Origin of the sequence: Maridesulfovibrio sp. (assembly GCF_963676065.1) — a bacterium.
Classification (GTDB): Bacteria; Desulfobacterota; Desulfovibrionia; order Desulfovibrionales; family Desulfovibrionaceae; genus Maridesulfovibrio.
This window is the reverse complement of record NZ_OY780933.1, coordinates 1977622-2003804: the sequence shown is the minus strand read 5'-3', so window position 1 is coordinate 2003804 and position 26183 is coordinate 1977622. Positions and strand designations below refer to the sequence as shown.

The 26183-nt window shown below is 46.0% G+C and carries 25 protein-coding genes and 1 tRNA gene; 9 read left to right on the top strand and 17 right to left on the bottom strand.

Annotated features, from left to right (window positions below; all coding sequences use genetic code 11):
• Window positions 1–83 precede the first annotated feature (83 nt).
• The 3 genes from ACKU35_RS08950 to ACKU35_RS08940 are packed head-to-tail and all read left to right on the top strand — an operon-like array spanning window position 84 to window position 2910.
• Entirely contained in the window at window positions 84–1025 is a 942-nt protein-coding gene (locus ACKU35_RS08950; RefSeq protein ID WP_319765144.1) for a formate dehydrogenase accessory protein FdhE, read from the top strand.
• Window positions 1025–2017, top strand: a complete 993-nt coding sequence (gene moaA, locus ACKU35_RS08945; RefSeq protein ID WP_319765142.1) for a GTP 3',8-cyclase MoaA — start codon at window positions 1025–1027, stop codon at window positions 2015–2017. The genes ACKU35_RS08950 and moaA overlap by 1 nt, the downstream gene beginning before the upstream one ends.
• On the top strand, window positions 1984–2910 hold the full coding sequence (locus ACKU35_RS08940; RefSeq protein WP_319765140.1) for a transposase: 927 nt from the start codon (window positions 1984–1986) through the stop codon (window positions 2908–2910). The genes moaA and ACKU35_RS08940 overlap by 34 nt, the downstream gene beginning before the upstream one ends.
• Before the next feature lie 2 nt (window positions 2911–2912).
• Here ACKU35_RS08940 and ACKU35_RS08935 read toward each other — a convergent pair whose 3' ends face one another.
• From ACKU35_RS08935 to ACKU35_RS08910, 6 genes are all read right to left on the bottom strand, one after another.
• Complete coding sequence (locus ACKU35_RS08935; protein ID WP_319765138.1) at window positions 2913–4361, bottom strand: sensor domain-containing diguanylate cyclase; 1449 nt, start codon at window positions 4359–4361, stop codon at window positions 2913–2915.
• An 88-nt stretch (window positions 4362–4449) separates the two neighbouring features.
• Window positions 4450–5436, bottom strand: a complete 987-nt coding sequence (gene ruvB, locus ACKU35_RS08930) for a Holliday junction branch migration DNA helicase RuvB (RefSeq protein WP_319765136.1) — start codon at window positions 5434–5436, stop codon at window positions 4450–4452.
• Between the two features lie 24 nt (window positions 5437–5460).
• A complete protein-coding gene (gene ruvA / locus ACKU35_RS08925; protein WP_319765135.1) occupies window positions 5461–6072 on the bottom strand; it encodes a Holliday junction branch migration protein RuvA in 612 nt (203 codons plus the stop codon).
• Window positions 6069–6575: a crossover junction endodeoxyribonuclease RuvC gene (gene ruvC / locus ACKU35_RS08920; RefSeq protein WP_319765133.1), complete on the bottom strand. Its 507-nt coding sequence runs from the start codon at window positions 6573–6575 to the stop codon at window positions 6069–6071. The genes ruvA and ruvC overlap by 4 nt, the downstream gene beginning before the upstream one ends.
• Window positions 6576–7322 carry a YebC/PmpR family DNA-binding transcriptional regulator gene (locus ACKU35_RS08915; protein WP_319765131.1) on the bottom strand — a complete coding sequence of 249 codons (747 nt, stop codon included), beginning with the start codon at window positions 7320–7322 and terminating at the stop codon, window positions 6576–6578.
• Window positions 7323–7500: 178 nt separating this feature from the next.
• A complete protein-coding gene (locus ACKU35_RS08910) occupies window positions 7501–8106 on the bottom strand; it encodes an RlmE family RNA methyltransferase (protein ID WP_319765130.1) in 606 nt (201 codons plus the stop codon).
• A 108-nt stretch (window positions 8107–8214) separates the two neighbouring features.
• On the opposite strand from ACKU35_RS08910, the gene ACKU35_RS08905 reads away from it, so the two are divergent.
• Both ACKU35_RS08905 and ACKU35_RS08900 read left to right on the top strand, forming a co-directional pair.
• On the top strand, window positions 8215–9696 hold the full coding sequence (locus tag ACKU35_RS08905; RefSeq protein ID WP_319765128.1) for a glycosyltransferase: 1482 nt from the start codon (window positions 8215–8217) through the stop codon (window positions 9694–9696).
• 70 nt (window positions 9697–9766) lie between these two features.
• Window positions 9767–10426 (top strand): BON domain-containing protein, encoded by a 660-nt coding sequence (locus ACKU35_RS08900; RefSeq protein WP_319765126.1) that lies wholly within the window; start codon window positions 9767–9769, stop codon window positions 10424–10426.
• Between the two features lie 24 nt (window positions 10427–10450).
• On the opposite strand, the gene ACKU35_RS08895 is transcribed toward ACKU35_RS08900, so the two are convergent.
• From ACKU35_RS08895 to ACKU35_RS08885, 3 genes are all read right to left on the bottom strand, one after another.
• Window positions 10451–11080, bottom strand: a complete 630-nt coding sequence (locus ACKU35_RS08895; protein ID WP_319765124.1) for a GntR family transcriptional regulator — start codon at window positions 11078–11080, stop codon at window positions 10451–10453.
• Window positions 11081–11556: 476 nt separating this feature from the next.
• Entirely contained in the window at window positions 11557–13830 is a 2274-nt protein-coding gene (locus ACKU35_RS08890) for an ATP-binding protein (protein WP_319765122.1), read from the bottom strand.
• Window positions 13831–14478: 648 nt separating this feature from the next.
• Entirely contained in the window at window positions 14479–14940 is a 462-nt protein-coding gene (locus ACKU35_RS08885; RefSeq protein ID WP_319765120.1) for an Lrp/AsnC family transcriptional regulator, read from the bottom strand.
• A 231-nt stretch (window positions 14941–15171) separates the two neighbouring features.
• Between ACKU35_RS08885 and ACKU35_RS08880 the strand changes: the two genes are divergently transcribed.
• Window positions 15172–16362, top strand: coding sequence for a glycine C-acetyltransferase (locus ACKU35_RS08880; protein ID WP_319765118.1), 1191 nt, complete (start codon window positions 15172–15174; stop codon window positions 16360–16362).
• 26 nt (window positions 16363–16388) lie between these two features.
• A complete protein-coding gene (gene tdh, locus ACKU35_RS08875) occupies window positions 16389–17414 on the top strand; it encodes an L-threonine 3-dehydrogenase (RefSeq protein WP_407944206.1) in 1026 nt (341 codons plus the stop codon).
• 72 nt (window positions 17415–17486) lie between these two features.
• Here the strand turns inward: tdh and ACKU35_RS08870 are convergent, their stop codons facing one another.
• On the bottom strand, window positions 17487–17756 hold the full coding sequence (locus ACKU35_RS08870; RefSeq protein ID WP_319765114.1) for a hypothetical protein: 270 nt from the start codon (window positions 17754–17756) through the stop codon (window positions 17487–17489).
• Between the two features lie 152 nt (window positions 17757–17908).
• Complete coding sequence (locus ACKU35_RS08865; protein WP_319765112.1) at window positions 17909–20077, bottom strand: AsmA family protein; 2169 nt, start codon at window positions 20075–20077, stop codon at window positions 17909–17911.
• Window positions 20078–20286: 209 nt separating this feature from the next.
• Here ACKU35_RS08865 and ACKU35_RS08860 point away from each other — a divergent pair, with 209 nt between their 5' ends.
• Complete coding sequence (locus ACKU35_RS08860; RefSeq protein ID WP_319765110.1) at window positions 20287–21078, top strand: hypothetical protein; 792 nt, start codon at window positions 20287–20289, stop codon at window positions 21076–21078.
• Window positions 21079–21152: 74 nt separating this feature from the next.
• Here ACKU35_RS08860 and ACKU35_RS08855 read toward each other — a convergent pair whose 3' ends face one another.
• Window positions 21153–21554, bottom strand: coding sequence for a MerR family transcriptional regulator (locus ACKU35_RS08855; protein ID WP_319765108.1), 402 nt, complete (start codon window positions 21552–21554; stop codon window positions 21153–21155).
• Window positions 21555–21799: 245 nt separating this feature from the next.
• On the opposite strand from ACKU35_RS08855, the gene ACKU35_RS08850 reads away from it, so the two are divergent.
• Window positions 21800–21874: transfer RNA gene (locus tag ACKU35_RS08850), tRNA-Val, on the top strand.
• A gap of 308 nt (window positions 21875–22182) precedes the next feature.
• Here ACKU35_RS08850 and ACKU35_RS08845 read toward each other — a convergent pair.
• From ACKU35_RS08845 to ACKU35_RS08825, 5 genes are all read right to left on the bottom strand, one after another.
• Window positions 22183–22821, bottom strand: a complete 639-nt coding sequence (locus ACKU35_RS08845) for a hypothetical protein (RefSeq protein WP_319765106.1) — start codon at window positions 22819–22821, stop codon at window positions 22183–22185.
• The gene (locus ACKU35_RS08840; protein WP_319765104.1) at window positions 22802–23269 is read right to left on the bottom strand and encodes a hypothetical protein; all 468 of its coding nucleotides are present in this window, start codon (window positions 23267–23269) and stop codon (window positions 22802–22804) included. Before ACKU35_RS08840 ends, ACKU35_RS08845 begins: the two co-directional genes overlap by 20 nt.
• Entirely contained in the window at window positions 23253–23543 is a 291-nt protein-coding gene (locus ACKU35_RS08835; protein ID WP_319765102.1) for an RHS repeat-associated core domain-containing protein, read from the bottom strand. Before ACKU35_RS08835 ends, ACKU35_RS08840 begins: the two co-directional genes overlap by 17 nt.
• Window positions 23533–24669, bottom strand: coding sequence for a hypothetical protein (locus ACKU35_RS08830; RefSeq protein ID WP_319765100.1), 1137 nt, complete (start codon window positions 24667–24669; stop codon window positions 23533–23535). Before ACKU35_RS08830 ends, ACKU35_RS08835 begins: the two co-directional genes overlap by 11 nt.
• Window positions 24670–25169: 500 nt before the next feature.
• Window positions 25170–26087, bottom strand: coding sequence for an NAD(P)-dependent oxidoreductase (locus ACKU35_RS08825; protein ID WP_319765098.1), 918 nt, complete (start codon window positions 26085–26087; stop codon window positions 25170–25172).
• Between the last annotated feature and the right edge of the window lie 96 nt (window positions 26088–26183).

Sequence of the window (26183 nt, the reverse complement as noted above, 5' to 3'; positions counted from 1 at the left end):
CCGATACGGCATATGTTTTTTCAAACAGAAATCAAATAAACCGGACAGGTTACTACCGGAGTCCATTAAGGGGTTATTTTATAATGAATTTTGATTACAACAGCGCCAAGGAAAAGTTGGATAAAAAGGTCTCGGAACTGCGGGATAAATCTTTTCTTCCGGAAGAACTTGTCAATTTGATTTCAAATGTCGCCGCAATCCAGCTTGAAGCGCAGCAGCATTCCTCACCGGAAATACCAACGGAACTGGCCTCCGCAGAACAAAATCTGCAAGGCCGTCCCCTGCTTGCCCGCGAAGACTTCCCTTATGACTATGAACAGGCCGTCAAACTCATAAACGAATTGTCCGAAATGGTTGCTAAAGAAGAAGGTCCCATTGCCGAAGCTACCGCGCTTATCACAGCGGGCATCAAATCCGGCGAACTGGACCTGAAAAAAGCCTTTCAAGCCTATCTTGAAACCGACGACGATTTCTTTCTCGGTTGGGCGGAGAAAATGCCGGAAGCTCCACGCACCCTTAGTTTTCTGGTCCAATCTGCATTGACTCCTTCCATAAAAACCGTTGCCCTCACGCTGTCTGACAAGCTGCCTGAAATTGAGCCTGATACCTCAAAGAGACCGGACACAGGCGAGATCGATTTTGAGCTGGAACAACCCGCGCCGCGTACTCACGGACACTGTCCCATCTGCGGTTCCGTACCTTTCATGCACACCCTGCATCATAAGCAGGGATTTCGTTACGCCAACTGCTCATTCTGCCACACGGAATATCGTGTGCAAAGGATGGCCTGTGCCTATTGCGATGAAACAAGCGCGGACAAACTCAAATTCTTCACCGTCGAAGAGGCTCCCGGATACAGGGTCGATGTCTGCGAATCGTGCAAAAGTTATATAAAAACAGCAGATTTCCGGAAAGTGGATAAAATTTCCATACCCGCGCTGGATGATCTGGAATCGCTTCCCCTTGATTTTGTTTCGGTAAAGGAAGGTTACAACCGGGGAACATTATCCGTCTGGGGGTTTTAATGGTACTTACTGACAAATTAGGCAGAACAGTCAATTACCTGAGGCTGAGCGTTACCGACCGCTGCAATCTGCGCTGCATGTATTGCGTGACAAAAGATTTTCAGTTTATCCCGCACCCGAACATCCTGCGCTATGAAGAGATGCTGAGGTTGATTGATATCGCCTCGACAATGAATATCGGCAAGCTGCGCCTCACCGGAGGAGAGCCGTTTGCCCGCAAGGGATTCATGGATTTCATCTCAAATGTTATGGTTCAGCACCCGGAGATGGATCTGCGCATTACAACCAACGGAACCCTCATAGAACCTTTGGTGCCGGATCTAAAAAAACTGGGAGTCAGCAGGCTCAACATTTCCCTCGATACCCTTGACCGCGCAACTTTTAAAGAAGTGACCGGTCGCGATCACCTTGAAGATGTCCTAAGCACCATCCACGCCTGTCTATCCGCGGGAATACGGATCAAAATCAATGCCGTGGCCATGAAGGGAATAAATGATAATGAACTCAATTCCTTCATCGATTTCGCACGGGAAAACCCTCTGGATTTACGCTTCATCGAATTCATGCCCATGGGTGACGACACCAAGTCCGACAGCAGATTCTGGTCCGCAGACGATATACTTGAGCAAGGACGGAAGTACGCAGTACTTAAAAAGATACAGGTAAAGAAGGAAAACCACGGACCGGCAAGGATGTATTCCATTGAGGGGGGCAAGGGCAGGCTGGGTCTTATCTCACCGGTCAGTTCACATTTCTGCAGTACCTGCAACAGGCTGCGTATAACCTCAGACGGAAATCTGCGCACATGCCTTTTTTCTGACCGGACCTACCGGCTGCGTAATATTTTAAGAAGCCCTGCTCTTGGTGATGATGCCCTGCGCAAGGTTATTGCGGCGGCAACCCGGGATAAACCGCTGGGATATCATCTCTTGGAACAAAGATCAGGATGTAAAGGTGTATGCGAAACACAAATGTCGGCCATAGGCGGATAGGTGAATCCACAATTAAAGCCTCCGAAAGCAGGCAGGAATTGATGGAACGTCTGATGTCATCTGAGGAGGAGGCCAGAAACTTCCTGCTGCACAAAGCATTGGGAGATCGAAAGCCTTTCTGCCCCCGATGCCGGGAGCACAAACTCTACCTGCTCAACGGATCACGTTACCGGTGCTCGTCCTGCAAGTATACTTTTCAGGACTTCAGCGGACGCTGGATAAATAACGGAGGCCTTTCCTGTCGCGAATGGGTGCGCCTGATCCAGATGTTTGCTGACGACCACACCGCGCACGCCATTTCCATCGATTTAGAGCTATCCTACAACGCAACCTACAAGGCGATTACCGCGCTTAGGTTCGCCATACTGTCACAGGCCATCGATGCCCAGCAGCTCTTAAGTGCCGAGACAGGGCTACACAAACATCTCAAGAACAGAAAATTGACCGGGATTCCAGCCCAAAAAACTACCGGAACCATACCGGTATTCGGGATAATGGAAAAAAACGGATGGGTGTTCATTGATCTGATGCAGAATATCACCGCGGAATCGGTGTTCCACTTTAACCACAACTTTCACCTTAAGCTTGTTCGGCACGGCAGCATCATCCACACCGACCGCTACCAGAAATACGATTCGCTGATCCTTTGCGGCGATGATTCCCTGCCGCTTGATTATATCCGCAAATATCCGGATATCACCCCGCACATAGAAATATCAGGCGGGGAATTCTGGCAGTTCGCCCGGCAGCGTATCAAGAGATACAAAGGAATATCCCCGCATCGCTTCCCACTCTACTTGAAAGAGCTGGAATTCAGATTCAACAACCGCAATAAAAATTTATTCGATCAGCTGGTTAATTATATCTGCAAAATCGCGCCGGAAGTGGACTAAGTTCAGCCCTTAACTACCATATCCTTACCCTGAGTCTTTGACTCATACATAGCCTTGTCCGCTCTTGCGATAAGGGTATCAAGTGTATCCTCACCGGAATACTGGGCTACCCCGCAACTGACGGTTATTTCTAATCCTGACTCATTAAGGATAAAATTATCTTCGGCAGCATTCGCAACGCCTTTTCTAATCCTTTGGGCAATATCAAAAGCTATATCAATTCCACCATCTACAAGCAGCAGGAACTCATCTCCTCCCCAGCGAGAGCAAAAATCACCACCGCGGACAGAAGAGCTGACAATACCGGAAATCTGCTTGAGTATACGGTCACCTTCAAGATGCCCGCATATATCATTAACCAGCTTAAAGCCGTCAATATCAAGCAGAATAATGGATAAAGGACGGTTCGCTTTCGTGCTGGCAACAACAGTGGATTCAAAATACCGTTCAAAAGAACGCCGATTCCCAAGTCCGGTCAGCTCATCGGTCTCAGCCTGCTTTTCCAAACGCAGCTGGAAATGATTGACCACAAGAATGCTCAAAATAACTATAAACAGGGTGGCCAATCCACCTACAATGATAGTCCGTACCAGATTATGCCGTGCGGCATCGAGCAATATAGTTTCATTTTGTTCAACGATGAGAATCCACTCCAACTCCGGTATATAACGGGCGGTTAAAAATATCCGGTCTCCGTTGAATTCGAATTCATATGTGGATGGTTCCGAGGAGGTATTTAAAACCTGAGTGGCAATTTTGGCATGTCCGGGCATATGCCGCAGATTAATCTGCTCGATCAGTCCTACTTTATGATGAACCTGAACAAGCCCGTTTCCATCAACAAGAAAAATTGTTTTACCGTACTTTTCGGAGAATAATTTCAGTAGCCGCGAGACATCGCCCATTTTCAGTCCGACACCGGTAACTCCCAGAAGTTCGCCACTCTCGTTCACTAAACGATGGTTGATAAAAACTGTAAGGATGTTGTCGGCTGCTTCGTTTGAGTCAACATCCAGATCATGCTGTTCGCCGCTCCGAAGGAAATCATAATACCAGACATCATGTTCATTCTGCTTTGAAACAGTCTTGAGCACTCCGCCCGAATAATAATATTTACCGGTTTTGGCAGAGACAAAAAAAGAACTGAAAAAGCCATATCTATCCTGAATTTCTTTTAAATATCTTTTAATTTTGCCGAGATCACGCTCCCCGTCCGAGGCCCAATCCATAAGAAACGTGTCGCTGGCCATCAACGAAGATACGAATAAAGGGCGCATCAATACTGTCTGTATTTCCGAATAAATATTGTCACGGGTCAGCGGAAGCGAAGAGTTGACGATATCCTCGCGGATTTTTTTGCGGGATTCATTGTAGTTAAAAAGGCTGAGTGAAATGAACGCGGTTACAAGAATGAGCGATAAAGCGGTTATCAACTTTACTCTAACAGTCATGCCCTCTCCTAACTAAAATTAAGTTCTTCAATTTTGGACAGCAATAGTAAGAACATAAGTAAAAAAGGGACACCAAAGAAGTAAGCTCTTAAAACAGACTCCCCTGCCCACCGGCAGAGACTTTCTGTAAGTGCTGATAAGCTCTGGCCGTAGCTACCCGCCCACGGGGGGTACGTTTCATGAAACCGCACTGTATGAGATAAGGCTCGTAAATTTCCTCGATTGTGCGTACTTCCTCGGAACAGGCCACGGCTATGGTTTTCACCCCTACAGGCCCGCCACCGAACTGATCAATTAAAATGGTCAGAATCTTACGGTCCATGTAATCCAGCCCCAGTGGATCAACATCCAGCTTGTTCAAGGCCATATCTGCTAATTCCCCGGTGACAACTCCGTCCCCGTGAACAGTAGCGAAATCACGCACCCGGCGCAGCAAACGGTTGGCTATCCTCGGTGTGCCGCGTGAACGCTTGCCGATTATCAATGCGCCTTCATCCGTGACTTCAAGGTCAAAGATACGGGCCGCTCTGGTGACGATACGGGCCAGCTCTTCAGGGGAATAAAATTCTAAGCGAAAAATACAGCCGAAACGGTCTCGTAGCGGAGATGTGAGCAGCCCCAAGCGGGTGGTAGCGCCAACGAGTGTGAATGGCTCAAGATCAATTTTCACGGTCCGGGCGGCAGGTCCCTGACCGATGATGAGATCTATGTTGAAATCTTCCATGGCCGGGTAGAGAACTTCTTCCACGGTAGCCGGAACGCGGTGGATTTCATCGATAAAAAGAATGTCGTTACGGGATAGATTGGTCAGGATGGCAGCAAGGTCGCCGCTACGCTCCAAAACAGGACCGGAGGTGGAGATGAGATTAACCCCAAGTTCCGAAGATATAATACGGGCAAGAGTAGTTTTACCCAATCCGGGGTTGCCGTAGAAAAGGGCGTGGTCCATGGCATTGCCGCGGCCTCGAGCGGCCTGAATGAAGACATCAAGGTTTTCGCGCAGATCGTCCTGCCCGATAAAATCGGTCAGCCGTTGCGGCCTGATGTGATCGTCTGAACCATTGTTTTCCATCATATTCCGGTACTGCCTGCTGAAAAATTACTTGTTCTGAGAAATCTTTTTCAAAACCATGCGTATGGCTCCACCTGCGTCAAGATCAGCTTCTTCGTCGAAAATTTCCTTGAGAAGTTCACGAACCTCATCGTCCCCGTACCCGAGGTTGCGCAAACCGGAAAGCGCGTCGAGGAATTCACTGCGGTCACCTTCCACAGGACAGGCACCACTACGCACACTGGCGGATTTCAGGGTCTCCATCTTATCTTTGAGCGACCACAAAATCTGGCGTGCGGATTTCGGTCCGATACCCGGGACGATGGACATAGTCTTCACATCCTCACGAAAAACAATATCCTGCAATTCCTTAGGCGCGAACTGGGAAAGTATCGCCAGAGCTTTTTTGGGCCCTAAACGGTCAATGGAAATAAGTGTGCGGAAAACTTCGCGGTCATCAAAACAGGGAAAGCCATAAAGATCGAAAGCGTCCTCACGCACCACGGAATGAACGTAAAAAGCTATCTCCGATCCGGAAACGGGCAGAGTGGAAATAGCGGAAAGGGTTAGAAACAATTCATAACCAACTCCGCCGGGAGTAAGGATGATGCAGGACCTATCGGTGGCTTCCAGCAGTTTACCGTGGATATAGGCAATCATTTTCCGGCTACCTTTGCGAATCTTCGTTCATTGAGATGGCAGATGGCGATACCCAGAGCATCAGTAGTATCATTAGCCCATTTGGTGTTTTTAACACCTAAAATGCGCTCCACCATAAATGCGACCTGTGACTTATCCGCCCTTCCGCTCCCAACGATATTCTGCTTCACCTTGGTGGGTTCATACCCGGAAACGACAAGGCCGGAGACTGCGCAGGCAGCCATAGCCGCGCCACGAGCCTGCCCCAGCTTAAGGGCAGAAGCCGGATTTGAAGCGACAAACGCATTTTCGATTGCCGCCTCATCCGGTGAATAATCATTTATCAGCTCGGCAATGCGGGAATAAATTTCCCCCAGCCGTGAGCACATGGGCTTTTTGGTATTAGTCCGGATTGTACCGGCATCCACCAGAGAAACCTGTCCGGAAACTTCACGTACAATTCCGTAACCGGTAACACGCGTTCCAGGGTCAATGCCGATTATTACAATACCGGATTCGCCCATCTAGCCTTCCATTTCAGCCATAAGCTCATCAGGAAAATCAGCGTTAAGGTGTACACCCTGAACGTCGTCATTATCTTCCAGTTTCTCCATGAGATTCATGAGCTTTTTGGCTGTGGGAACGTCAACTTCAACGAGGTTTTTGGGAACGTAAGCGAGATCGGAGCTTTTAGCTTCGCATTCAGCCGCTTCGTAAGTTTTCTGAACTTCGCTGAAATCTTCGGGAGCACAGTGAACTTCAAAGGTATCGTCTTCAGTGACAACATCCTCGACACCGGCATCAAGACCGATTTCCAGCAGCTGATCTTCAGTATACTTTTCAGCATCAAAAACCATGACGCCTTTTTTGTCGAACATCCATGCGACGCAACCTGCTTCACCCATGGAGCCGCCGCCTTTACCCAAAGCGTGACGAACTTCAGCAACAGTACGGTTCTTGTTATCGGTAGCAGCTTCAACGAGCACCGCAACTCCACCGGGACCGTAACCTTCGTACATTACTTCAGAAATATCACCACCGGCAAGTTCTCCGGTACCTTTTTTGATAGCGGTATCAATCTTGTCGTTGGGCATGTTCACAGCTTTCGCCTTGGAGATGGCAAGACGTAGGGAAGGATTCATTGTCGGATCGCCGCCGCCCTTGGCCGCAATAATAATATCCTTGGCCATTTTGGTGAAAATTTTACCGCGTTTGGCGTCCTGCCTACCTTTTCTATGCTGGATGTTAGCCCATTTACTATGTCCGGCCATTTATTCCTCCTGAGAATATCAAAGTCCCGTCGCGTATAAATTTGGCGGGACAGTTTTTATATAAAATAGTGTAGAGAAGTACTAACTGAGTTTGTATACAAAGTAAAATCTCGCAGACAATCGGGAAAGAGTCGGGCGCGAGGTGGAGCCCAAAGGGGGCAACTGAGCGGATGATGCTCTATGAATTTTCTGCAACAGCCCGAAAACCCAGCCCGACGATGAAAATCTCTTTACTTTCCTGCCTGGAACTTTTGGGCTTGAATGATTTCACCTTGGAAAACATCTGACGCAGGGAATCTGAATATTCCTTAACGTCCGGGCCTTCAAAAATCTTGACGATAAAATGCCCCCCCTTCTTGAGTCTGGTGGGCAGGATATCTCTTGCCCGCTCACAGAGTTCAAGGGAATTGGCCTGATCGGTAAATTTGACTCCGGTAGTTTTGGGAGCCATGTCGCTGATGATCAGGTCATAGGGCAGCTGTTTGTCCATGGCCGCAAGCAGCTCCGGAGAATCCACAAACACATCCGCCTGTAGGAAGGTGGCGTTTTCCGGGAAGACAGTATCAGTCGACTGAATATCCACGCCGAGAACCCGGCCTTTCTCGCCGACTTTCTTAGCCGCGAACAAAGTCCATGAACCGGGAGCGGCGCCAAGGTCCATGACATTCTGACCCTTTTCAAAAAGCTTGAACCGCTTATCGATTTCCTGAAGTTTGTATACGGAACGGGCAGGATAATTATCCTTTTTAGCCCTTTTAAAATAATGATCGCGATATTGTTTCATAATCTGATTTAAGTTTCACAGTGATCTGCAAAAGACTTTTGCATCCGACTGCGTTATAGAGTGATAAAAAATTAACTTATTACGGCCCGCAAGCCAAGTACCCGAGCAATGCAACGCCCTGAACGACTCCGCATAAAAAACGAATCCGGCCAGTTACAATCTTTGCCTGACGGCGCAGAATATTTTCAGGACCTCGGCGGCGAAGGGGAAATTCTATTTCTAGGGCTCGGTCCAGCTCCCGGCCTTGCGCCGAAGATCTTCCCCGAAAAAAAATCATTTTACTACATAGAATCCCCGGCCCTAACCGCACAACTGCCAGAAGCATATACAATCCCGGACAATTTTAAGCAAATCACCCCTGATAAACGAACTGACATATCTGGATTCCGGGTAATCATGTATACTCCCGGCAGACGTTTATTCCCGTCTTTCTGGGAACCTCTTCTCGCCGGATTAGCCATGTCCCGGACCGGGATAACAAATAAAAAACGCGACAAAACCGTCTGGATTCCCGGCGACAAACACTCATTGCTGGTGCCGGAACTCTGCCGGGCATTCGCCGACGAAGGATTCACATACAGGGTTATCGAACCGGATGCAATGCGCAGAAAACTGCTCAATCTGCTGCATAGCGAATTACCGGAACTGGTACTAAGCATAAATTTCAAAGGACTGGACAGCTCCGGCGAAATATTCTTCATGCTCCGCGAAGCAGGGGTCAAGGTAGCAGTATGGATGGTGGACAATCCGTTTCACGTAATTTCCGGCATTAAATCAGCTTATTGGAAAGATGTGCCACTGCTCGTTACCGACCACTGGTTCATCCCCGCGCTGAAAAAGCACGGAGCCACAAAGGTAGAGCACCTCCCTCTTGCCACTGACACTACGATTTTTAATACCGGGATCAGACCTTATCCCGATCTTGATAAACGCACGGTTTTTGTAGGCCGGTCCAGCTTTCCAATGAAGGACAATTTTTTTTCCGGCTGTACCTTTACCATAGAGGATGAAAAAGCGGCCCTGCAAGCAATTGAAAATGCAACTAAACCTGATTTTGCATGGTGGGAAAAACGCACCGGGATTGATAAATTCTGGCCCGGCCGGGAAATCCGAAACGCAGGATTTAAGACGGAACAGTCCGGGTTGATTTGGAGAATAATTTCATTGCAGAAAGCCGGGAAAGCGCTTACAGTCTTTGGTGATGCTGGCTGGAGCAAGTATCTCCCACATGCAGATCTGCGCCCCCCGGTGGATTATTTCAGTACTCTGCCCTCAATATATGCCGGAGCCGAAATCAATCTGAACATGACTAGCCCGCTACTGCCCTATGGCCTTACACAACGCAACTTCGATGTCTGGGCGACCGGAGGATTCCTGCTAAGCGACTATACCCCGGGCCTATCCATTTTCCCTGAAGAACTCCTGCCTCACTGCACCTTCACCTTTCCTGCCGAAATTGAAGAAAAGACCGACTACATTAGGAGTCATCCTAAGCTCACGAAAGAACTTTCAAAAAATTGGCTCGAAATAATAAAAAATGAGCACACGTACAAAAACAGAATTACTAAGATACTAAATTTTTTTAATTAAATGCCCCTGAGCAGATCAGGCACGGTTATTGCTAAATATCTCTAAAATTCTAATCAAGGATGATTACGAGATGCGAAAACTATTTATTTGCCTTGCCCTGACAGCCTTGACTCTTATGAGCGGATGTTCCGCTTCAGTACTTATTCCACCACTGCCGGGACCATTCATGATCCCGTCATCAGTCGGAACAGTATACAACGCTTACGCCATCGGCGCGGACGAACGCGGATTCCAGACTATTATTGAAGATGAAATGATTGAGGCCGGCATCCAGTCTGAAATCCTAAATGAAAAAAAACTGAACATCCTAGACCTTAGCACCTACGCATATAACGGGCATGTTTATGTGGTCGGTGTATATGACGAAAAGGAAGATTTTCAGCACATCCGCAAAATTGTCCGTAAGAACAAGAACGTGAACTCACTGACAACTTACCTTTTTCCAGAGAATGATAACGCGTGTGATAAGGCTGACGACTACATGATCCAAATGGCAGTAAAAAGCGCCCTTCTAAATGATGATTCGGTATGGGGCACGAACATTGCTGTAAAATCAGTGCAGTGCAATGTGGTACTTATGGGCAGAGTGGCAGATATAAATGAAGCAATCACTGCCGGAAAAATAGCAACAGGGATAAACGGCGTAAAGGGAGTAAAATCTTTCATCCGCTCCACCCGCCAGAACAAATACCTCAGGCAAAGAAAGCAAATAGCCGCGGCCATGCGCTAGCCGTGACTTTCAACCGTATAAAACTTAGTACAAAAAGTGATTTTTCATCTTATCTTTCATCAGGTCAACATCACCGGCGCTGATGGCATCTAAAATGTCTTTATGCTTCCGGGCATGATCGCCAAGGTCCATTCCCTTTTCAAAATAATCTTTAACAAGTGTAAAAATCCAGTAATCATTGGCCAGCACTTCCCATGAGCGGACAAGGGAACCGTTTCCGGCACTTTCCATGATGGTTCTATGAAAATCCAGATCAGCCTTACCTATGGTAAATATATCTTGTTGCTCAATTCCTGAGAACATTTTTTCAACGATTCCAGCCAGACTTTCGACATCAATCCGGTCAACCTTGAACCCCCAACCAAGAGCCAAAGATTCCAGCTCACTTCTGACCGCGAAATATTCATATAATTCATCGGAAGAAAGAACTTTAACCCGAGACCCTTTATACGGTTCGGTTTCTACGAAACCCCGGGCTGTCAAATCCCTGATAGCTTCCCGCACTGCCCCCTGGCTGACCTGCAGCTCACGAGAGATTCTGGTTTCAATAATTTTCTCTCCTGGCTTCAGCGCCCCATTCAAAATACTGTCTACGATATGCTCAACAACGTCGTCCCGCAAAACACGTCTCTTCAGTCCACCACTGGCAACCATAGATTTCCCCCTCAGATTAAAGCCGGACTTATGTATTTAATACATAAGAAGCACATTAACTCTTCAAGAGCGAAACCTATCTACTTTTCAACATGATAGCAAGGAACAAAACACACACTGCAACAATATATTATCCAAAGAACACAGCAAATAAGTATAAATTCTCAGCAACTAAGCAGACACAAAATCACAGAGCATCAAGACCACAAAACAATGCTTAATTTTATACAACATATCATTAAATACAACAGTATAAATAATTTAGCACACCCAAATTATTCTTTTATGCATTGAGTCAGCTCACATTACACATCTGCGCAACAAACATCATACCCCGAGAAAATCTCTTAGCTGTAAAAAGAACGACCTCGGCAGAATCATCACAAGAAAAGCCCGCCCTACAGAGTTAGAGCGGGCCTGTAAAAGACGATCCAATTTGAAATTAACCACCGACTATCAGATCAAAACATTTACCCTTACCCTTCTTTTGAAATAGGCAGTCTGATGATGAACTTCGACCCCTTGCCTTCTTCCGATTCAACAATAAAATCACCCTCATGATTTCGGGTAATAATAAAATAGGAAACGGAAAGCCCAAGCCCGGTCCCTAAACCGACCCTCTTGGTGGTATAAAATGGCTCAAAGGCTCTTTTGCGAACATCCTCGTCCATACCCGGGCCATTATCTTCCACTTCAACGCGCACGAACTCCCCATCCTTGCGGGTCCTCAAGGTCAGGGTAGGACGTTCATCTCCATATTCCTTATCGGACATGGCCTGGGCAGCATTTTTGAAAATATTCAGGAAGACCTGCTCTATCTCTGTCTCTGTGATATTGATAGCCGGCAGATTCTGTTCGTAATCCCGACGGATCTCGATAACCTTAAAATCATATTTTTTCTTTAGGTCGTAATCATTCTCAGCAAGGCTCAAAGCCTTTTCAAGAACACCTCTGACCTGAGCATTCGTACGGGAGGATTCGCTCTTACGGCTAAACTCAAGCATATTACGGACGATTGATGCGGCCCGGCGTCCGGCATCGCTTATGCCGCGCAGATAGCCGAGAATCCCACGCCTATCCATATATTGATGGACTTTATTCAGATCCAGCCCAAGCTCGGCCGCAACTTCCAAATTTTTCTTAAGAGAAGGTGACAACCTCCTTTCAGTTCCCTGAACACCGGAAAGAACCGCCCCCAGAGGATTGTTGATCTCATGGGCCATTCCGGCAGCCAGACCGCCTACAGACATCATCTTTTCTGTCTGGATCATCATATCCTCAAGACGGGACTTAATAGTCACATCGTCAATGAGAACTACGGCATCGCGGCCTTCACCACTCTCAAGTAAAGGATAAATCTTTATATTTTTATATTGTATATGACCGTCCGCATTAAAAGGTATCTTGTTCTTTTCACGAACTTCAAGCTTCGCAATAGAATCCAGAATCAATCCCTTCTCTGCATTAAGTTCCGGAAAAATTTCAAACAAGGGTTTACCTTGAACCTGATCGTAATTCAGTCCGGTTTCTTCTTCTGCCGACCTGTTCCATTGATTGATTCGCAACTTTTCATCAACACCGACCAGTATAGTCGGCATGGAATCAATTGTATTTTTCAAGAGATTGCGTAAGCGGGCCAACTCGTTTTCAGCTACTTTTTTCTCGGTAAAGTCATAAGCTATACCCATATAAGATGTAACTTCACCTTCGGAATCTCTTACTACAACAGTACTGTCGGCAATCCAGTAAGCCCGGCCTGTCGGGTCGATGATACGATACTCCTGATTGAAATGGTTAACCCCGTTCTCAACACAAGTTTTAACTTCTTCCCCAACCTTACCAATATCATCGGGATGAATCACATCAATATATTTAATCCTACCGGACATAAAATCTTCGGCTTTAAATCCCAGCTGGCTCACATTCTGGGAGACAAGTTCCACAGGCCAGCCTTCTTCATTGCGCCATTTGAAAAGGACCATGGGACTTTTTTCGACAATCATATTCGACTGACGCAGGGCTTCTTCAACCTTCTTTCGTTCAGCGATATCCCCTATCAGATTAAGCCGCATTTCATTGAAAGCATCTACCACCCGATCAATTTCATCAGGCATGACATTTCTTCGGCGCCTGTTGAGAACCAACTCCCGGTCAAGGGTGCTGAGGTCCAGCTCCTGAACATACTCGGCCATTCTCTGCAAATGGCGGGTAATCATATAATGTATAATCATCAAGATAAACAAGGCCACCAGAAATGTCTTGACCGCCTGCGTAAGCAAGACCACAAAAACGCGCATTTCCAGCCGCTTGAAAACATTATTAAGATCGGCAATAGCACGCAGCTGCCCCACCTCCACACTCTTGCCATCGATAACGTGGATTAACGGAAACTTTTTCTCTATGATATCTTCGTTTTTCGGAATCTCACCAACGGAAGCCACAGGCCCTGCTGCGCCGAATGACATCTCCACCACCTCAAGGTATCGCATTCCTGGAAGTTTCAAGGCTCCTTCAAGCTGAATCTTAACGTGATCAATATTAATATCCCACAGACTGGCCGCTATCGTATTCACGTAACTGTTTTCAATCTGTTCAAAACCCTTCTGAATATCACTTACATCGCTACGATACTCCACATAAAGCTGGAAGCTGGTGCCAAGAAGTGTAAAAAAGGAGCTGCAAATTAAAATATATACAAGGAGCTTATACGGTAAGACATGTCCCTTCCGTATTTTTAAAAATCTAACCATATTTTCCACCAGAGTAAGGTCATAGGGATAAAACAGTTTCAAGAAGAATCACGATAGTACATAATGCCATAAATTGCTAAAGGATAAAAGATTCTTTTGTCATAAAAGATTATGAAAAAGGACTCCGAGGACTAAGTAAGGCGGTCCGGCAAACCTCCGACGAATTGCTTCCTTCTCCGGCACTGAAGAAAGTTATCATGTCCTGCCACGATAGCAGCCGAGACTATAATCGGTTGGATATCACAGAAATGAAAGAATAACTATTCTGTCATCAGTCTTACGCAGGAATGAACATATCATCAATTTATGATCCCGGAGTTCTTCGCACAGGGCGGAACGTTTCCCTTGCTCTAAATTGCCAGACACATCGATAAGGCGAAAAAACAATGCAGAAATGTGCTCAAGAAGATCTAAAGACCTTCTCAGCCATCAAAATAAAAGATAAAAACAAGGTGGGAATAGGACCTAAACAGCAAACGCAGACGAAGACTCCAGCTTCAGAATAATCGCCGATACCGGCCATCAAAAAAAGCTGGACTACGCAGATCCGGCATTGAGTGGAGTATTTCAGGACAGGCAACTAAAGAGCAGCCCTCACAAAAACGGCAATACCAAATTTGGTAAAACCGTAGAAAGAGCAGCTCTGTGCTACTCCTTGTGTTCGGCCCATTTATTAACAGCCTCAAGAAACATAAATGATTCCGTAGACTTGACGCCGCCTATACTGGAAAGGTCATCTACCAGAAACTGACGGAATGCATTTCGGGAGGGAACAAAGACCTCAAGCAGCAGATCAAACCGTCCGGAAACGTTCATAACGGACTGCACTCCGGACACTTTGGAAATTGCTTCCATTATTTCCGGGGTTGCCCGCTCCTCGAGGTTAACGCCGATCATAGCAATAAGACTGTTTTCAAAGTAGAGAGGGTTAACGGAAGCGGTAATTCTCAAATAATCATTTTTGATCATTCGCTCTGTGCGCAGGCGCACAGTACCATCTGAAACTCCAAGCTTACGGGCGATATTCTTATACGATTCGCGACCATTGCGCTGCAATTCTTCAATAATTTTACGATCTACATCATCAAGTACTAGAGGACGCTCTTTCACCGGAACTCTCCTTTACTAAAAATAAATTCACTTTTTATCATTTAACGAAACATACATAGGAAAAAAATAACAAATCCGTCAATACGTGTTTTCAAAACACATTCTTCAATTAATCGCATGTTTTTTTATTTTTATCATAATATTTTCAGTTTATTTTTTGCTTGACACAATTAAGCATGTTGTTTTTTAAATAAAGCGCAGCAACACTAAATCCGGACGGGAGAAACGTATATGAAAAATAATTTACTTCAGGCACTTTCAGCCCAGACAGAAGAGCTGAAAGCAAACGGCCTTTACAAAGATGAAAGAATCATCACATCCCAGCAGCAGGCCCTTATTTCGGTTAAGGGCGGTCAGGAAGTTCTCAATTTCTGCGCCAACAACTATCTGGGACTGGCAAATAATCCTGAACTGATCGAGACCGGCAAAAAGGCGCTCGACAAATATGGATTCGGACTTTCTTCCGTGCGCTTTATCTGCGGAACACAGGATGTGCACAAAGCGCTGGAAGTTAAAATCAGCGAATTTCTCAAAACCGAAGACACCATTCTTTACAGCTCCTGCTTTGATGCCAACGGCGGCCTCTTTGAAACTATCCTTTCTAATGAAGATGCTGTCATCAGCGACTCTCTGAACCACGCTTCCATCATCGACGGCGTGCGCCTGTGCAAGGCCCAGCGCTTCCGTTATAACAACAACGATATGGCCGACCTCGAAAAACAGCTTAAAGCTGCCGAAGGATGCCGCTACAAGCTGATCGTAACTGACGGAGTATTCTCCATGGACGGCATCATCGCCGACCTCAAATCCATTTGTGATCTTGCCGATAAATACGAAGCATTGGTTATGGTGGATGATTCTCATGCTGTGGGATTCATCGGTGAAAACGGAAAGGGCACCCCTGAATACTGTGGTGTACTTGACCGTGTGGACATCATAACCGGAACTCTCGGCAAAGCACTCGGAGGTGCTTCCGGGGGGTACACTTCTGGACGCAAGGAAATCATTGAATGGTTGCGTCAGAGATCACGTCCTTACCTTTTTTCCAACACCCTTGCCCCGGTTATCGCTTCCACTTCCATCGCGGTTCTGGACATGATAGACGCGAAACCGGAACTGCGTGAGCGTCTCAATGAGAACAGCCGCATATTCCGCACCCGCATGGAGGAGGCCGGATTCGACCTCGTGCCGGGCAATCACCCAATTATCCCGGTTATGCTCGGGGACGCGGTTCTGGCTCAGAAGATGGCCGCAGGACTGCTCAAGGAAGGCATTTATGTTATAGGATTCAGCTTTCCTGTAGTTCCACGCGGGCAGGCCCGGATCAGAACACAGATGTCCGCTGCCCATACACCGGAGCAGGTTAATAAGGCTGTTGATGCATTCATCAAAGTAGGCCGTGAACTTAAAATAATCAAATAGGACCAAGGCTTAATATAATGAATAAAATGAAAGCTCTCGTAAAAAGCAAATCCGAAGAAGGCCTCTGGATGGAAGAGGTTTCCATACCTGAGTGCGGACACAACGATGTCCTGATCAAGGTTAAGAAGACCGCCATCTGCGGCACCGATGTCCATATTTACAATTGGGATAGCTGGGCACAGCAGACCATTCCCGTACCTATGGTCGTGGGGCACGAATTTGTCGGCACCATTGAAAAAATGGGCGGCGAAGTTCAGGGACTGGCACTCGGCGACCGTGTTTCCGCTGAAGGACACGTAACCTGCGGACACTGCCGCAACTGCCGTGCGGGTAAACGCCACCTCTGCCGTAACACCATAGGCGTAGGCGTAAACAGACCAGGATGCTTTGCAGAGTACGTCTGCATTCCCGCTTCCAACGTATTCAAACTGAACGACGCCATCACCGATGATGTTGCCTCCATTCTCGATCCTCTGGGAAATGCGACCCATACCGCCCTTTCATTTGATCTGGTAGGTGAAGATGTGCTCATCACCGGAGCCGGACCTATAGGCATTATGGCCGTGGCCATAGCCCGTCATGCCGGAGCAAGGCATATTGTCATCACCGACCTCAATGATTACCGGCTGGAACTTGCCGGAAAAATGGGGGCAAGCCGCACCGTAAACGTGACCAATGAAAACCTTGAAGACGTAATGGCCGAACTGGATATGACTGAAGGCTTTGACGTCGGTCTTGAAATGTCCGGCAGTCCCGCGGCATTCGGAATAATGCTCGAAAAAATGAACCATGGCGGCAACATAGCCCTTCTGGGAATTCTGCCCGACAACACTGCCATCGACTGGAATCAGGTTGTGTTCAAGGGGCTGAAACTCAAAGGCATATACGGAAGGGAAATGTTCGAAACATGGTACAAAATGGCTTCCATGCTTCAGTCCAACCTTGATGTAACTTCTGCCATAACCCATCACTTCAAAATCGAAGACTTCCAGAAAGGTTTTGATGTTATGCGCAGCGGCCAGTCCGGAAAAGTAATTCTCGATTGGACCTAATAAAATTACAGGGACAGGTGATTGTTAATCACCTGTCCCTATCCTCCTCTCCCCTCCATGCAAGATGTTCCGTCAGTTTTTCAGTGAGGCATACAACCGGCGCACATGACGCTTACTGATCCCCAACCTTTCCGCGATATCACAGGTCTCCACTCCGTAATCCTTAAGCTGTGCCACTTTTGCGGCCAGCCCGGCACGTTTCAGAAATCTATTTGAAACATAAACGCTTTCATGGGCAAATTCACTCACCACACTTAAAGCCGCCTTCTCCGGACACTTCATTCCGGATTTCACATGGTTCATTTCACGAACCAAAACATCGTAGAGTGCATTCTCCCTCATTTATCTATCTCCGTATAGTTATACTCAATTAGATATAGACTACACATGAAAAAGGACACTCTCTGCCAGACCATGTCAGTTTCAAAAAAAACGGGCCGTCCTAAAAAATAGGACGGCCCTCTTAACATTTTTTATTTAATAATAACGAAAAGTTAAAATAAATTCTTAATTGCTCCACCAAGCTTTTGAACCGGATTTTTATCAGTTTTATCTCCCGAACCGGCCTTACCGCCGCTCAAGGATTTTCCGATTCCTTCAAGGACATCACCTACGCCTTCGATAACACTACCGGCGATCTTAAATCCTGATTTAGCCAGAACAGCCGCGAAACGAGGCAGATCGACCATTATCGAAGGATCAGCCACATCGCCCTTGATTGTCATCGGCACGGTCAAGCCGACCAGATCATCCATGCTTTTGCCGCCCTGCCCTTCAAATGAACCGACGACTTTAGCGTCCAGACCGTAATCAACAATCATGGTGTTCAGATCAAGTGTTCCGGCTCCCACCGCACGCAGCAGCGGAGATTTCAGCAGGAGATCCCGGTTATCGGCAATACCATTTTTAATATTCGCTGTGGCGGACACCTCACCGAACTCAGTACGTTTACTATCCCGCTTGCCGAAAACACCGCCTGTCAATACGGAGAAGGCGTCACCGGCAAGATAGATCAGGTCAAAACCGGAGACATAACCGTCCAGTACTTTGAAACCGAGCTTGCCGTTCAAATTCGCATATATGGTCTTCATATCGTTACCGCGCGTTTTAAGCCCGGTATTAAAGTTCATCATTCCGGAAAACTTATCCTGCCCGGTCATCTGACGGGACAGTTCGCCGCCGTCCAGACCGGTCAAGCCGGCAGTAACCGACATAAGCGGAGACTGGCCGCGTACATCAACCACAGCCGAGGAGGTGAACGCTCCCTTGGCCAAATTGAAAGAAGCTGGTTTCACGGTCAAAACCCCGTCTTTAGCCCGGGCGCGTACTACAAGACTATCAATCTCTGCTTTTTTGGCTATAAGATGTTTAATATTCAGCTCCGCTTTGAGAGTCAGCTTGCGCAGCATATCCACAGGAATGAGCTGCTCGCTGCCTTTACCTTCCTTCGCCTGATCAGTTTTTTCCTCTTTTGCTTCAGTCTTTTTCTCACCGGCAGGAGGCAGGTAATTATCAACATTTATCTTATCAATACCCAATTGGGTCACAATATTCGGCCGCTCAGGATCGGCAAATGAAAACATTCCCTTGATCGTTGTTTCATCAAGATTAACCTGTAGGTCAGTAACCTCAAGAGACTTGGGCGAACCCGCGTAATTGAAACTCATTCCTACAGAAGTCAGAGCCTTACTGTCCGCCGTCTTGAGGCTCATCCCCATTTTATCCAGAGTATCCTTGAGATTGAATCCGGGAATGGTCATATCACCGGAGAATTTCATGGACTTGGAGTTAAGCCCCTTGGCAGTAAGATTACCCTGCGCTGTCATGCCGTATGCGGCAAGATTCAGACCGGAAACATCTGCAACGCCCTTCAGCATATCCACTGCGGCATCACCGGACAGCCGAACCTGACTCTTACCGCCGGGAACAGCCTTGCCTTCAGCATCCACAGTAACACTTAAACCTTTTACCCCGATCTGTTTGAAATCTTCGGACAATGAAGCCTTACCGGAAGTCTTGATATCCGCCTTGACTTCGGGCTTGGTTGAGGACACCGCGACATGCACATCAAAAGAGAATGGCTCTCCGGGAGTGAAACCTTCGACCACGATATCGCAATCATCCACTGCCTGCCGCACATCTTCCTGACGGTCATCCCAAACAATGCGGGCATCATTAATATTCACTCCACCAACGGATAGGTTCAAAGAAGAAGCGCCCGATGACGAAGGCTCATCCTGCTTTACTTTCTTTTTATCGGACCCGGCAAGGTCGTCCCAGTTGGTGACACCATCTTTATTACGCATCAGAAAAAGCTGCAGGTCAGCGACATCCACATTACCCAGCTCCACATTACCGGAAATAAGGGGAAGCAACCTCAGGCTCACTTCGGCAGATTTAAGTTTGAGCATATTCTTTTCCGAAAATCCCGGAGCATTGGAGAGACTTATGCCTCCGGTTTTAACTCCAATCCACGGAAAGACTGAAAGCTCTAGATCTCCGTCAAAGACAAGTTCACGTCCGGTCTTATCTCGCACAGCATCTGAAATTTCCCCTTTATAGTCATTGGGATTAATCAGAATAACGGCCAGAACCATGCCCACGCCCACGAGGAGGACCAGTGCAGTCACTGTTGCCACTAAAATTTTTACAACTTTACTCATTATTAAACACTCCGTTTAGCATCGGTCATGAACAGCGTTTATAAAAACTAATTTATTATTAATAGAACCACGCCTTGAATATATCCTCTCAGCAAGAAAAATCAAATTAATAATATCAAAAACATATTCACACCAAAGCAAACTATTATTTACGCCAATAGCACCAATAAGCATTTGCCAAGCGTCGTAGAATCAGGCAAATAATCCCCATGAAAAATAAGTTGAATTTACTACTGGCAAGCCTTTTCGCATATGCATTATACCTATTCACCATGGCTAAACTTCCGGGATTGCTGGATAGTCTGATCGGCTCAGAGTGGCCAAGACTCCTAGGGCACAGATTCGCCCGTAAAATGAGCGATACCACCCTGCTCTATTTCTGCCTCGGACATATGGCGATTTTCGGGGGAATAATACCACTTGTGATAGCCAAAAAATTCAACCTCAAGCCACATAGGAAAGTACCCGGAGCTATACTCTGGCCAAGTGTTGCCGTACTAATCGGCTCGTTTTGTTTCTATGCGCATCATCAGGGATTTCTGCTAAATATGCTCAACCCCAACCCTGACCCGGCTTATATGACCGAAGCGTTTTTCTACATTTTTCCCCTGACGCTGGGGCTCTGTGTATACTCATGCTTCCTGCTACCGCGCTCAATCATGCATATAATGAATCAGAATAAATTTTCTCCCGCGATTGAAGCGCTCATCGCCGGTGGTACTATGCTCATTTCGTGGAAGGTCTACACCATTAATCCGTACATCATGCCCGAAAAAATATTTTGGACCGGAATAGCCATTGCAGCAGCTGGAGCCTTATCCAGATCATTTTATCTTTCTTTTCTGGCCTGCTTTGCCACCCTATACGGATCTTCCATGGTCATTCCTGTTTTTTATAAAATCCCCTGGGAACCTATGCTACCGGGATTCATAGCTACTTTTGTGGCCTTCTGCCTATATCTGCATTCAAGGGATTCCCGCCAATTCCCGATCTACAAATAGACAACAGAAAAGGTAACGGGCAAGTATAACTATTTAAGTTATACTTGCCCGTTACCTTTTCACGAAAAATATTTTCAGCCCAACAAATCCTTTATATCCAGCAATTCATCCCGAACTTCTTTCAGGAGTTCTCTGCATTGCCCGGACTCAGAATCATCATGACTGAAGAGCGGCAGTTGCGAAAATGTTTCCGCAGTGGACGCTGCCTCCTGCGAAACTTCCTGGAAAGCATCTTCCGGTGAATCAAGCCGCTTCCGAGCACCCTCGATAGTTAACCCCTCATCATGTAACAGGGCTTTGATCCTGCTGATCAGCGCAATATGTTCTTCGCTGTACAAACGCTGCCCGGAAGGGGTGCGGATAGGCTTAAGCTGTTCAAACTCACCTTCCCAAAACCGCAACACGTACGATTTCAGGCCCACAAGCTTAGCCGCCTGCCCGATCTTATATATTTTTTCTTCACTCTGCCCGCTCATAGAAAACTTAGTAACAGAGAGCTATCCCTTAGAAAAGCATAAACAAGCATATATCTTCCCGATGAGCATAAAATATTGCACAAAAAGCAGCTATCTTCCGTCAACTACAGGGAAGATTAAAATGCGACAACTATTTGATTCTTATGAAAAAGGAACAGAATAACCCAAAAAAGTCTAAAAGCAGCTTGACAGTGAGAGCCCTCTTACGTAGAACCTTCTTCGTCGACACCGAGTTGACACAAAATAGGCGCGTAGCTCAGGGGGAGAGCGCTTGCTTGACACGCAAGAGGTCAGCAGTTCAAAGCTGCTCGTGCCTACCAGATAATTCAAGGACTTACGATGTAAATCGTGAGTCCTTTTTTGCGTTTAGGGTCAACATTTTAGGGTCAACATGTTGACCCCTGCTATTTTTTAACCTCAGACTGAGGCAATAGCCATGCGCCACGGAGAAATAAATCAGTCTGTATTTATTGACCAAATATCGAAAAACATTGTTTCTTCGCTAAAACAATATACTCCCTGACACCTTGCTTTTCAGGCAAGAGGTCTCTCTGTACACCTCCTCTCATTAAAACAAAAATTGCGATCAAAAAAGCCAGCCTCTAAGAGACTGGCCTTAAAACTGTTATTATTCAACCAATGTAGATGTAAGCTTGTTTGACCCCGGAGCTAAACTCTCCGTATAAATTATACCTAACCCAGAAGCAACTACGTACAACTCCTCACAGTGCATCCCTGCAAGATCAAAAGAATATTTAACGTGTACAAGATTGCGTAACTTACCCAGAACTACTTTTTCCTCTTCTTTAACAATCGCATAGTCAGCTTTTATCTTCCCGGTCGAAGACCAAATATACTGGCTCCATTCTTTATTATTTAAGTCAAGAATAATATTTTCATTCTTTTTGCCCTTGTTGAAAATTAATTTTCCATCTTCAGCTGTGAGGTTGTAACGATACATTGTTTCTTCCGGAAGATCATCCGCATAACGAACTCCTTCAGGAAGCTTAGTTTTTAGTCTCTCGCCCGGTGAAACTTTTCTTACTTTAGGAGCCTTTGTCCACTCTTCAATAACATAGCTTCCGTCATCATCAAGCTTTGTACATATTCGCCTTGTGATAATTCCAAAATCACTTGATTTTATTTTTATGGTTCTACCCGGAGGAGGACCTAAAAAAAGGATCGCTTCAGAGCCAGCATAAACAAACTGGCCCCAGAAAAAAATAAACAAAATTAATATTAAAAAGTTACTTAACAGGTATTTCAACTTTTTTCCCAGTCCTTGGATGAAAAGTCCATGCTCTATCTCCCACTTCGGGGTCACCCCCTTGAAAAATTTTATATGCTCGTGTGGTTACAGTATCTGTTTTATGAACTTCACGAGTGTCAGTCTTTTTAGATAAAATGACTTCTGAGAAATCGCATTCCCGAACCCTCTTTATGTCACACTTCTCTTTCACAATATAGCTCCTACGCCAATAAGCTTTCCCTATCGCCCCTACAAAGGCCGCAAACATTGGTTTGTAATCAACAGTTTTAATTTCTTTCACAAACTCCCATTTTGGAATATTCTCCCACACGATACATTTAATCAACTGGCACCTACAATTAGGGTGTGGTCTTTCAACCGCAGGAGAATCAAAATATTTACCATTCTTTTTTTTGCATGCATCGCATGCTTTCTCGCCAGCCTGCCATCTATAAAAAATCCCCATCCCCGCCGCCATACCCAAGTGGGTCTTGTGCAGTAAACCGGCCGATGGAAGGATCATATTCTCGGAAACCGAAATGAACCAACCCGGTATCTTTATCAGTAAGCCCGGATGCAAAACCTAGCGGCAGACAAAACTGCTCATTTGTATCTATTAGCACATTACCAAACGAATCATATATAATTCGCTTTATCTCATTTCCTTTATCATCAGCAACCATAAAAACCGACCCGACCGGATCAACTGCCAGATAAAACTTCTTCCCTTCAGATGTCATGACTGTCTGTCTGGCTGGATTCTTCATCGCGAGTGAAAGTTATTTTATTCTTACCCTTACCGTCAGTGATTGCTTCAAGTGTGCTGAAATCCTTCCATTTAAATTTTTCAACAACCTTACCATTTACTTTCTTGGCTGTGCGCACACCATGTTTATCGCACACATATTCAATAATCCGGCCATCAGGCAGTACAACCTTATACAGCTGACCATTGGTCAGGTATTCGTATTTGGTAATCCTATTATTGACTTTCTTCTCAGACAGACCTCCATAAGCATTGTATGTATATGTGGTATCACCTGCTTTAAGGAGTCGAAGTTTATCGTCATACTCATAATATCTGCGATCAGAATGCAATGTTTCAGAAACCAACCGCTCGCCCTGCTCTCCGTACTGATATTGTTCAACAAGACGATTACCCTCCCAAACCTTATTCAGCCTACCACCTGCATCGTATCCATATTGGAGATGGAGATCATTCGGCCCAAGCGCGAGTAATCTCTCAACTATACGATATTTTTCGTCACGTGCTGTTGCCAGCATTGTATATGGCTCATCAGTTCCGGGAATGCTAAAACTGACGGCGCTAACTTTTTCGTCAGCATCAACTTCAATACCATCTTTGGCGAGTTCATCATGGATGCTCTCTTCGGTTCCAGTTTGAGCATATGGCTGGTAGGCCTGTTTGTTTTTCTGTATTTGATCACAATGCTCAACAAAATCGGTTTGAACAGCATCCATTTCTGCAAGAACATCTCTGCCGTAATCTGTTTTCGCCAAATCCTGTGCCAATGGTAAGTGTCGATTTTCCTTAATAAACCGCGCATGACACAGCCGCTTGATACGGGAATACTGTTCTTTTGCGGATTCATATTCACGCTGTTTTTGATCCCATCTAGCCTGAACATCAGGCTTACGCATGGTAGGATAGAGTATATCGCCAGTTTCAAACTCCGAAAGATCACGCTTCGGCTCTACCAATTCTTCGTCGGTTCTGCGGTCAACAATTTTCCAGAGATTTTCAATCTGCATCTCTGCAGGCTCAGTTTCTCCGTACAACACCAGACCGGTTGTCAGTTCACTGCAGGATCTAAGCTCCATCCGATAACTGGTGAAAGACTTCATTCTTTCCTCCAGTTTTTAAGGTTGTTGGGGAATATCCTGAATCATTATGATCCAAAGCAGCTCTCCCTTTTGACCTCAAAATTAAATGGCAAAACGGACCTGAGTCAGCTAACTCAGGTCCGCCTTGAAAGAAAAAATGAACTTTTTAAAATTGTCTCAACCCCACTCCACGAGCCCCAGAATCATCCCCGAAAAACAGGATCAACCGGGACGGTCAACCGAACGGTCAACCATTGTTGACCGTATGTTGAAGAAAAATGATTAAGAAAATGTATGAAGGTTTTTGTATGATCTGCTGATTCAGGGAAGTGATCACCAAAGTGTTAGAGCTTGTTTGAGCGAACAGTTTTCATCCCCTGATTACCCTGCTTACTTGAATACTCTCCATCTGATTACTCGGTATCTCCCCGTCTCCCGCTACGGCAGCATGGTTGATTTGATGTTTTATTTTCAATTGCCAAAAAGAAAGGGAGCATCATTTTCTGACGCTCCCTTCTATTCTAGACTATGGGTAATCTTTTAATCTTACTTGCCAAGGGGTGGCTCACATCACATTGTTCAAAAACTTTAAACAGTCCCTGAATTCCCAGATCTTCATACCCCAAATCCATTGCCAAAGTATAAACCCGATTGGCGAGAGCTAGTCCCGGCAGAGAAATATTCATCCGCTTTGCCTCATCCAAAGCAATTCCCATATCTTTGACAAAATGCTTAATGTAAAATCCGGGATCAAAATCACTGTTTGCAATGCGCCTCCCCAGACCATTTATGCAGACAGAGGCAGCAGCACCGGTGCCGATAACATCAATTACTTCATTTAGATCCATGCCGGACTTATAGGCATAAAACAAAGACTCAACAGACCCGACGATTGTGCCTGCAACCAAAATCTGATTACACATTTTAGTATGTTGTCCGGCCCCGGAAGCTCCTCGATATTGAATGTTTTCACCCATTATTTCAAAAAGACTCTTTACCTTATCGAAAGTTTCTTCCGCTCCCCCAACCATAATAGCCAAAGTAGCATCACGGGCTCCGACATCACCTCCGGACACAGGAGCGTCAAGTGCTTCCACTCCTTTTGCTGCCGCTTCCCGGGCAATCCGCTCAGCAAGAGAAGGATCAGAAGTTGTCATATCTACGATAATTTTACCTTCAACCGCATTAGCAAGAACACCATTTTGTCCCAAAATGGTCTCTTCCACATCAGAAGGATAACCGACTATGCTAAAAATGATGTCCGCGTTTTTCGCAACTTCTGCCGGAGATTCACACCACACGGCCCCTTCAGCCACGAGTCCATCAGCTTTCGACTTAGTTCGATTGTAAACAAATGCCTCGTTCCCGGCTTTGAGCAGATGCATACACATAGAAGCCCCCATAACCCCTGTTCCGATCCAACCAATCTTCTTACTCATGTCCGTTACTCCTTTTGAAAATCCCCACTACAAGATGGATTCAGCTGCAAAGTTTATTTGCACTTCAAGTATTGCACTGTATCGCTAACATCATAA

Coding starts and splice junctions, on each gene's coding strand:
- ACKU35_RS08940 (WP_319765140.1), top strand. CDS start 1,984: ATGCGAAACACAAATGTCGGCCATAGGCGGATAGGTGAATCCACAATT.
- ACKU35_RS08865 (WP_319765112.1), bottom strand. CDS start 20,077: ATGAGTAAAGTTGTAAAAATTTTAGTGGCAACAGTGACTGCACTGGTC.
- ACKU35_RS08835 (WP_319765102.1), bottom strand. CDS start 23,543: ATGACATCTGAAGGGAAGAAGTTTTATCTGGCAGTTGATCCGGTCGGG.
- moaA (WP_319765142.1), top strand. CDS start 1,025: ATGGTACTTACTGACAAATTAGGCAGAACAGTCAATTACCTGAGGCTG.
- ACKU35_RS08950 (WP_319765144.1), top strand. CDS start 84: ATGAATTTTGATTACAACAGCGCCAAGGAAAAGTTGGATAAAAAGGTC.
- ruvB (WP_319765136.1), bottom strand. CDS start 5,436: ATGATGGAAAACAATGGTTCAGACGATCACATCAGGCCGCAACGGCTG.
- ACKU35_RS08905 (WP_319765128.1), top strand. CDS start 8,215: ATGCAACGCCCTGAACGACTCCGCATAAAAAACGAATCCGGCCAGTTA.
- ACKU35_RS08855 (WP_319765108.1), bottom strand. CDS start 21,554: ATGAGCGGGCAGAGTGAAGAAAAAATATATAAGATCGGGCAGGCGGCT.
- ACKU35_RS08825 (WP_319765098.1), bottom strand. CDS start 26,087: ATGAGTAAGAAGATTGGTTGGATCGGAACAGGGGTTATGGGGGCTTCT.
- ACKU35_RS08830 (WP_319765100.1), bottom strand. CDS start 24,669: ATGAAGTCTTTCACCAGTTATCGGATGGAGCTTAGATCCTGCAGTGAA.
- ACKU35_RS08840 (WP_319765104.1), bottom strand. CDS start 23,269: ATGGGGATTTTTTATAGATGGCAGGCTGGCGAGAAAGCATGCGATGCA.
- ACKU35_RS08880 (WP_319765118.1), top strand. CDS start 15,172: ATGAAAAATAATTTACTTCAGGCACTTTCAGCCCAGACAGAAGAGCTG.
- tdh (WP_407944206.1), top strand. CDS start 16,389: ATGAAAGCTCTCGTAAAAAGCAAATCCGAAGAAGGCCTCTGGATGGAA.
- ACKU35_RS08910 (WP_319765130.1), bottom strand. CDS start 8,106: ATGAAACAATATCGCGATCATTATTTTAAAAGGGCTAAAAAGGATAAT.
- ACKU35_RS08870 (WP_319765114.1), bottom strand. CDS start 17,756: ATGAGGGAGAATGCACTCTACGATGTTTTGGTTCGTGAAATGAACCAT.
- ruvC (WP_319765133.1), bottom strand. CDS start 6,575: ATGGGCGAATCCGGTATTGTAATAATCGGCATTGACCCTGGAACGCGT.
- ACKU35_RS08900 (WP_319765126.1), top strand. CDS start 9,767: ATGCGAAAACTATTTATTTGCCTTGCCCTGACAGCCTTGACTCTTATG.
- ACKU35_RS08935 (WP_319765138.1), bottom strand. CDS start 4,361: ATGACTGTTAGAGTAAAGTTGATAACCGCTTTATCGCTCATTCTTGTA.
- ACKU35_RS08895 (WP_319765124.1), bottom strand. CDS start 11,080: ATGGTTGCCAGTGGTGGACTGAAGAGACGTGTTTTGCGGGACGACGTT.
- ACKU35_RS08890 (WP_319765122.1), bottom strand. CDS start 13,830: ATGGTTAGATTTTTAAAAATACGGAAGGGACATGTCTTACCGTATAAG.
- ACKU35_RS08860 (WP_319765110.1), top strand. CDS start 20,287: ATGAAAAATAAGTTGAATTTACTACTGGCAAGCCTTTTCGCATATGCA.
- ruvA (WP_319765135.1), bottom strand. CDS start 6,072: ATGATTGCCTATATCCACGGTAAACTGCTGGAAGCCACCGATAGGTCC.
- ACKU35_RS08915 (WP_319765131.1), bottom strand. CDS start 7,322: ATGGCCGGACATAGTAAATGGGCTAACATCCAGCATAGAAAAGGTAGG.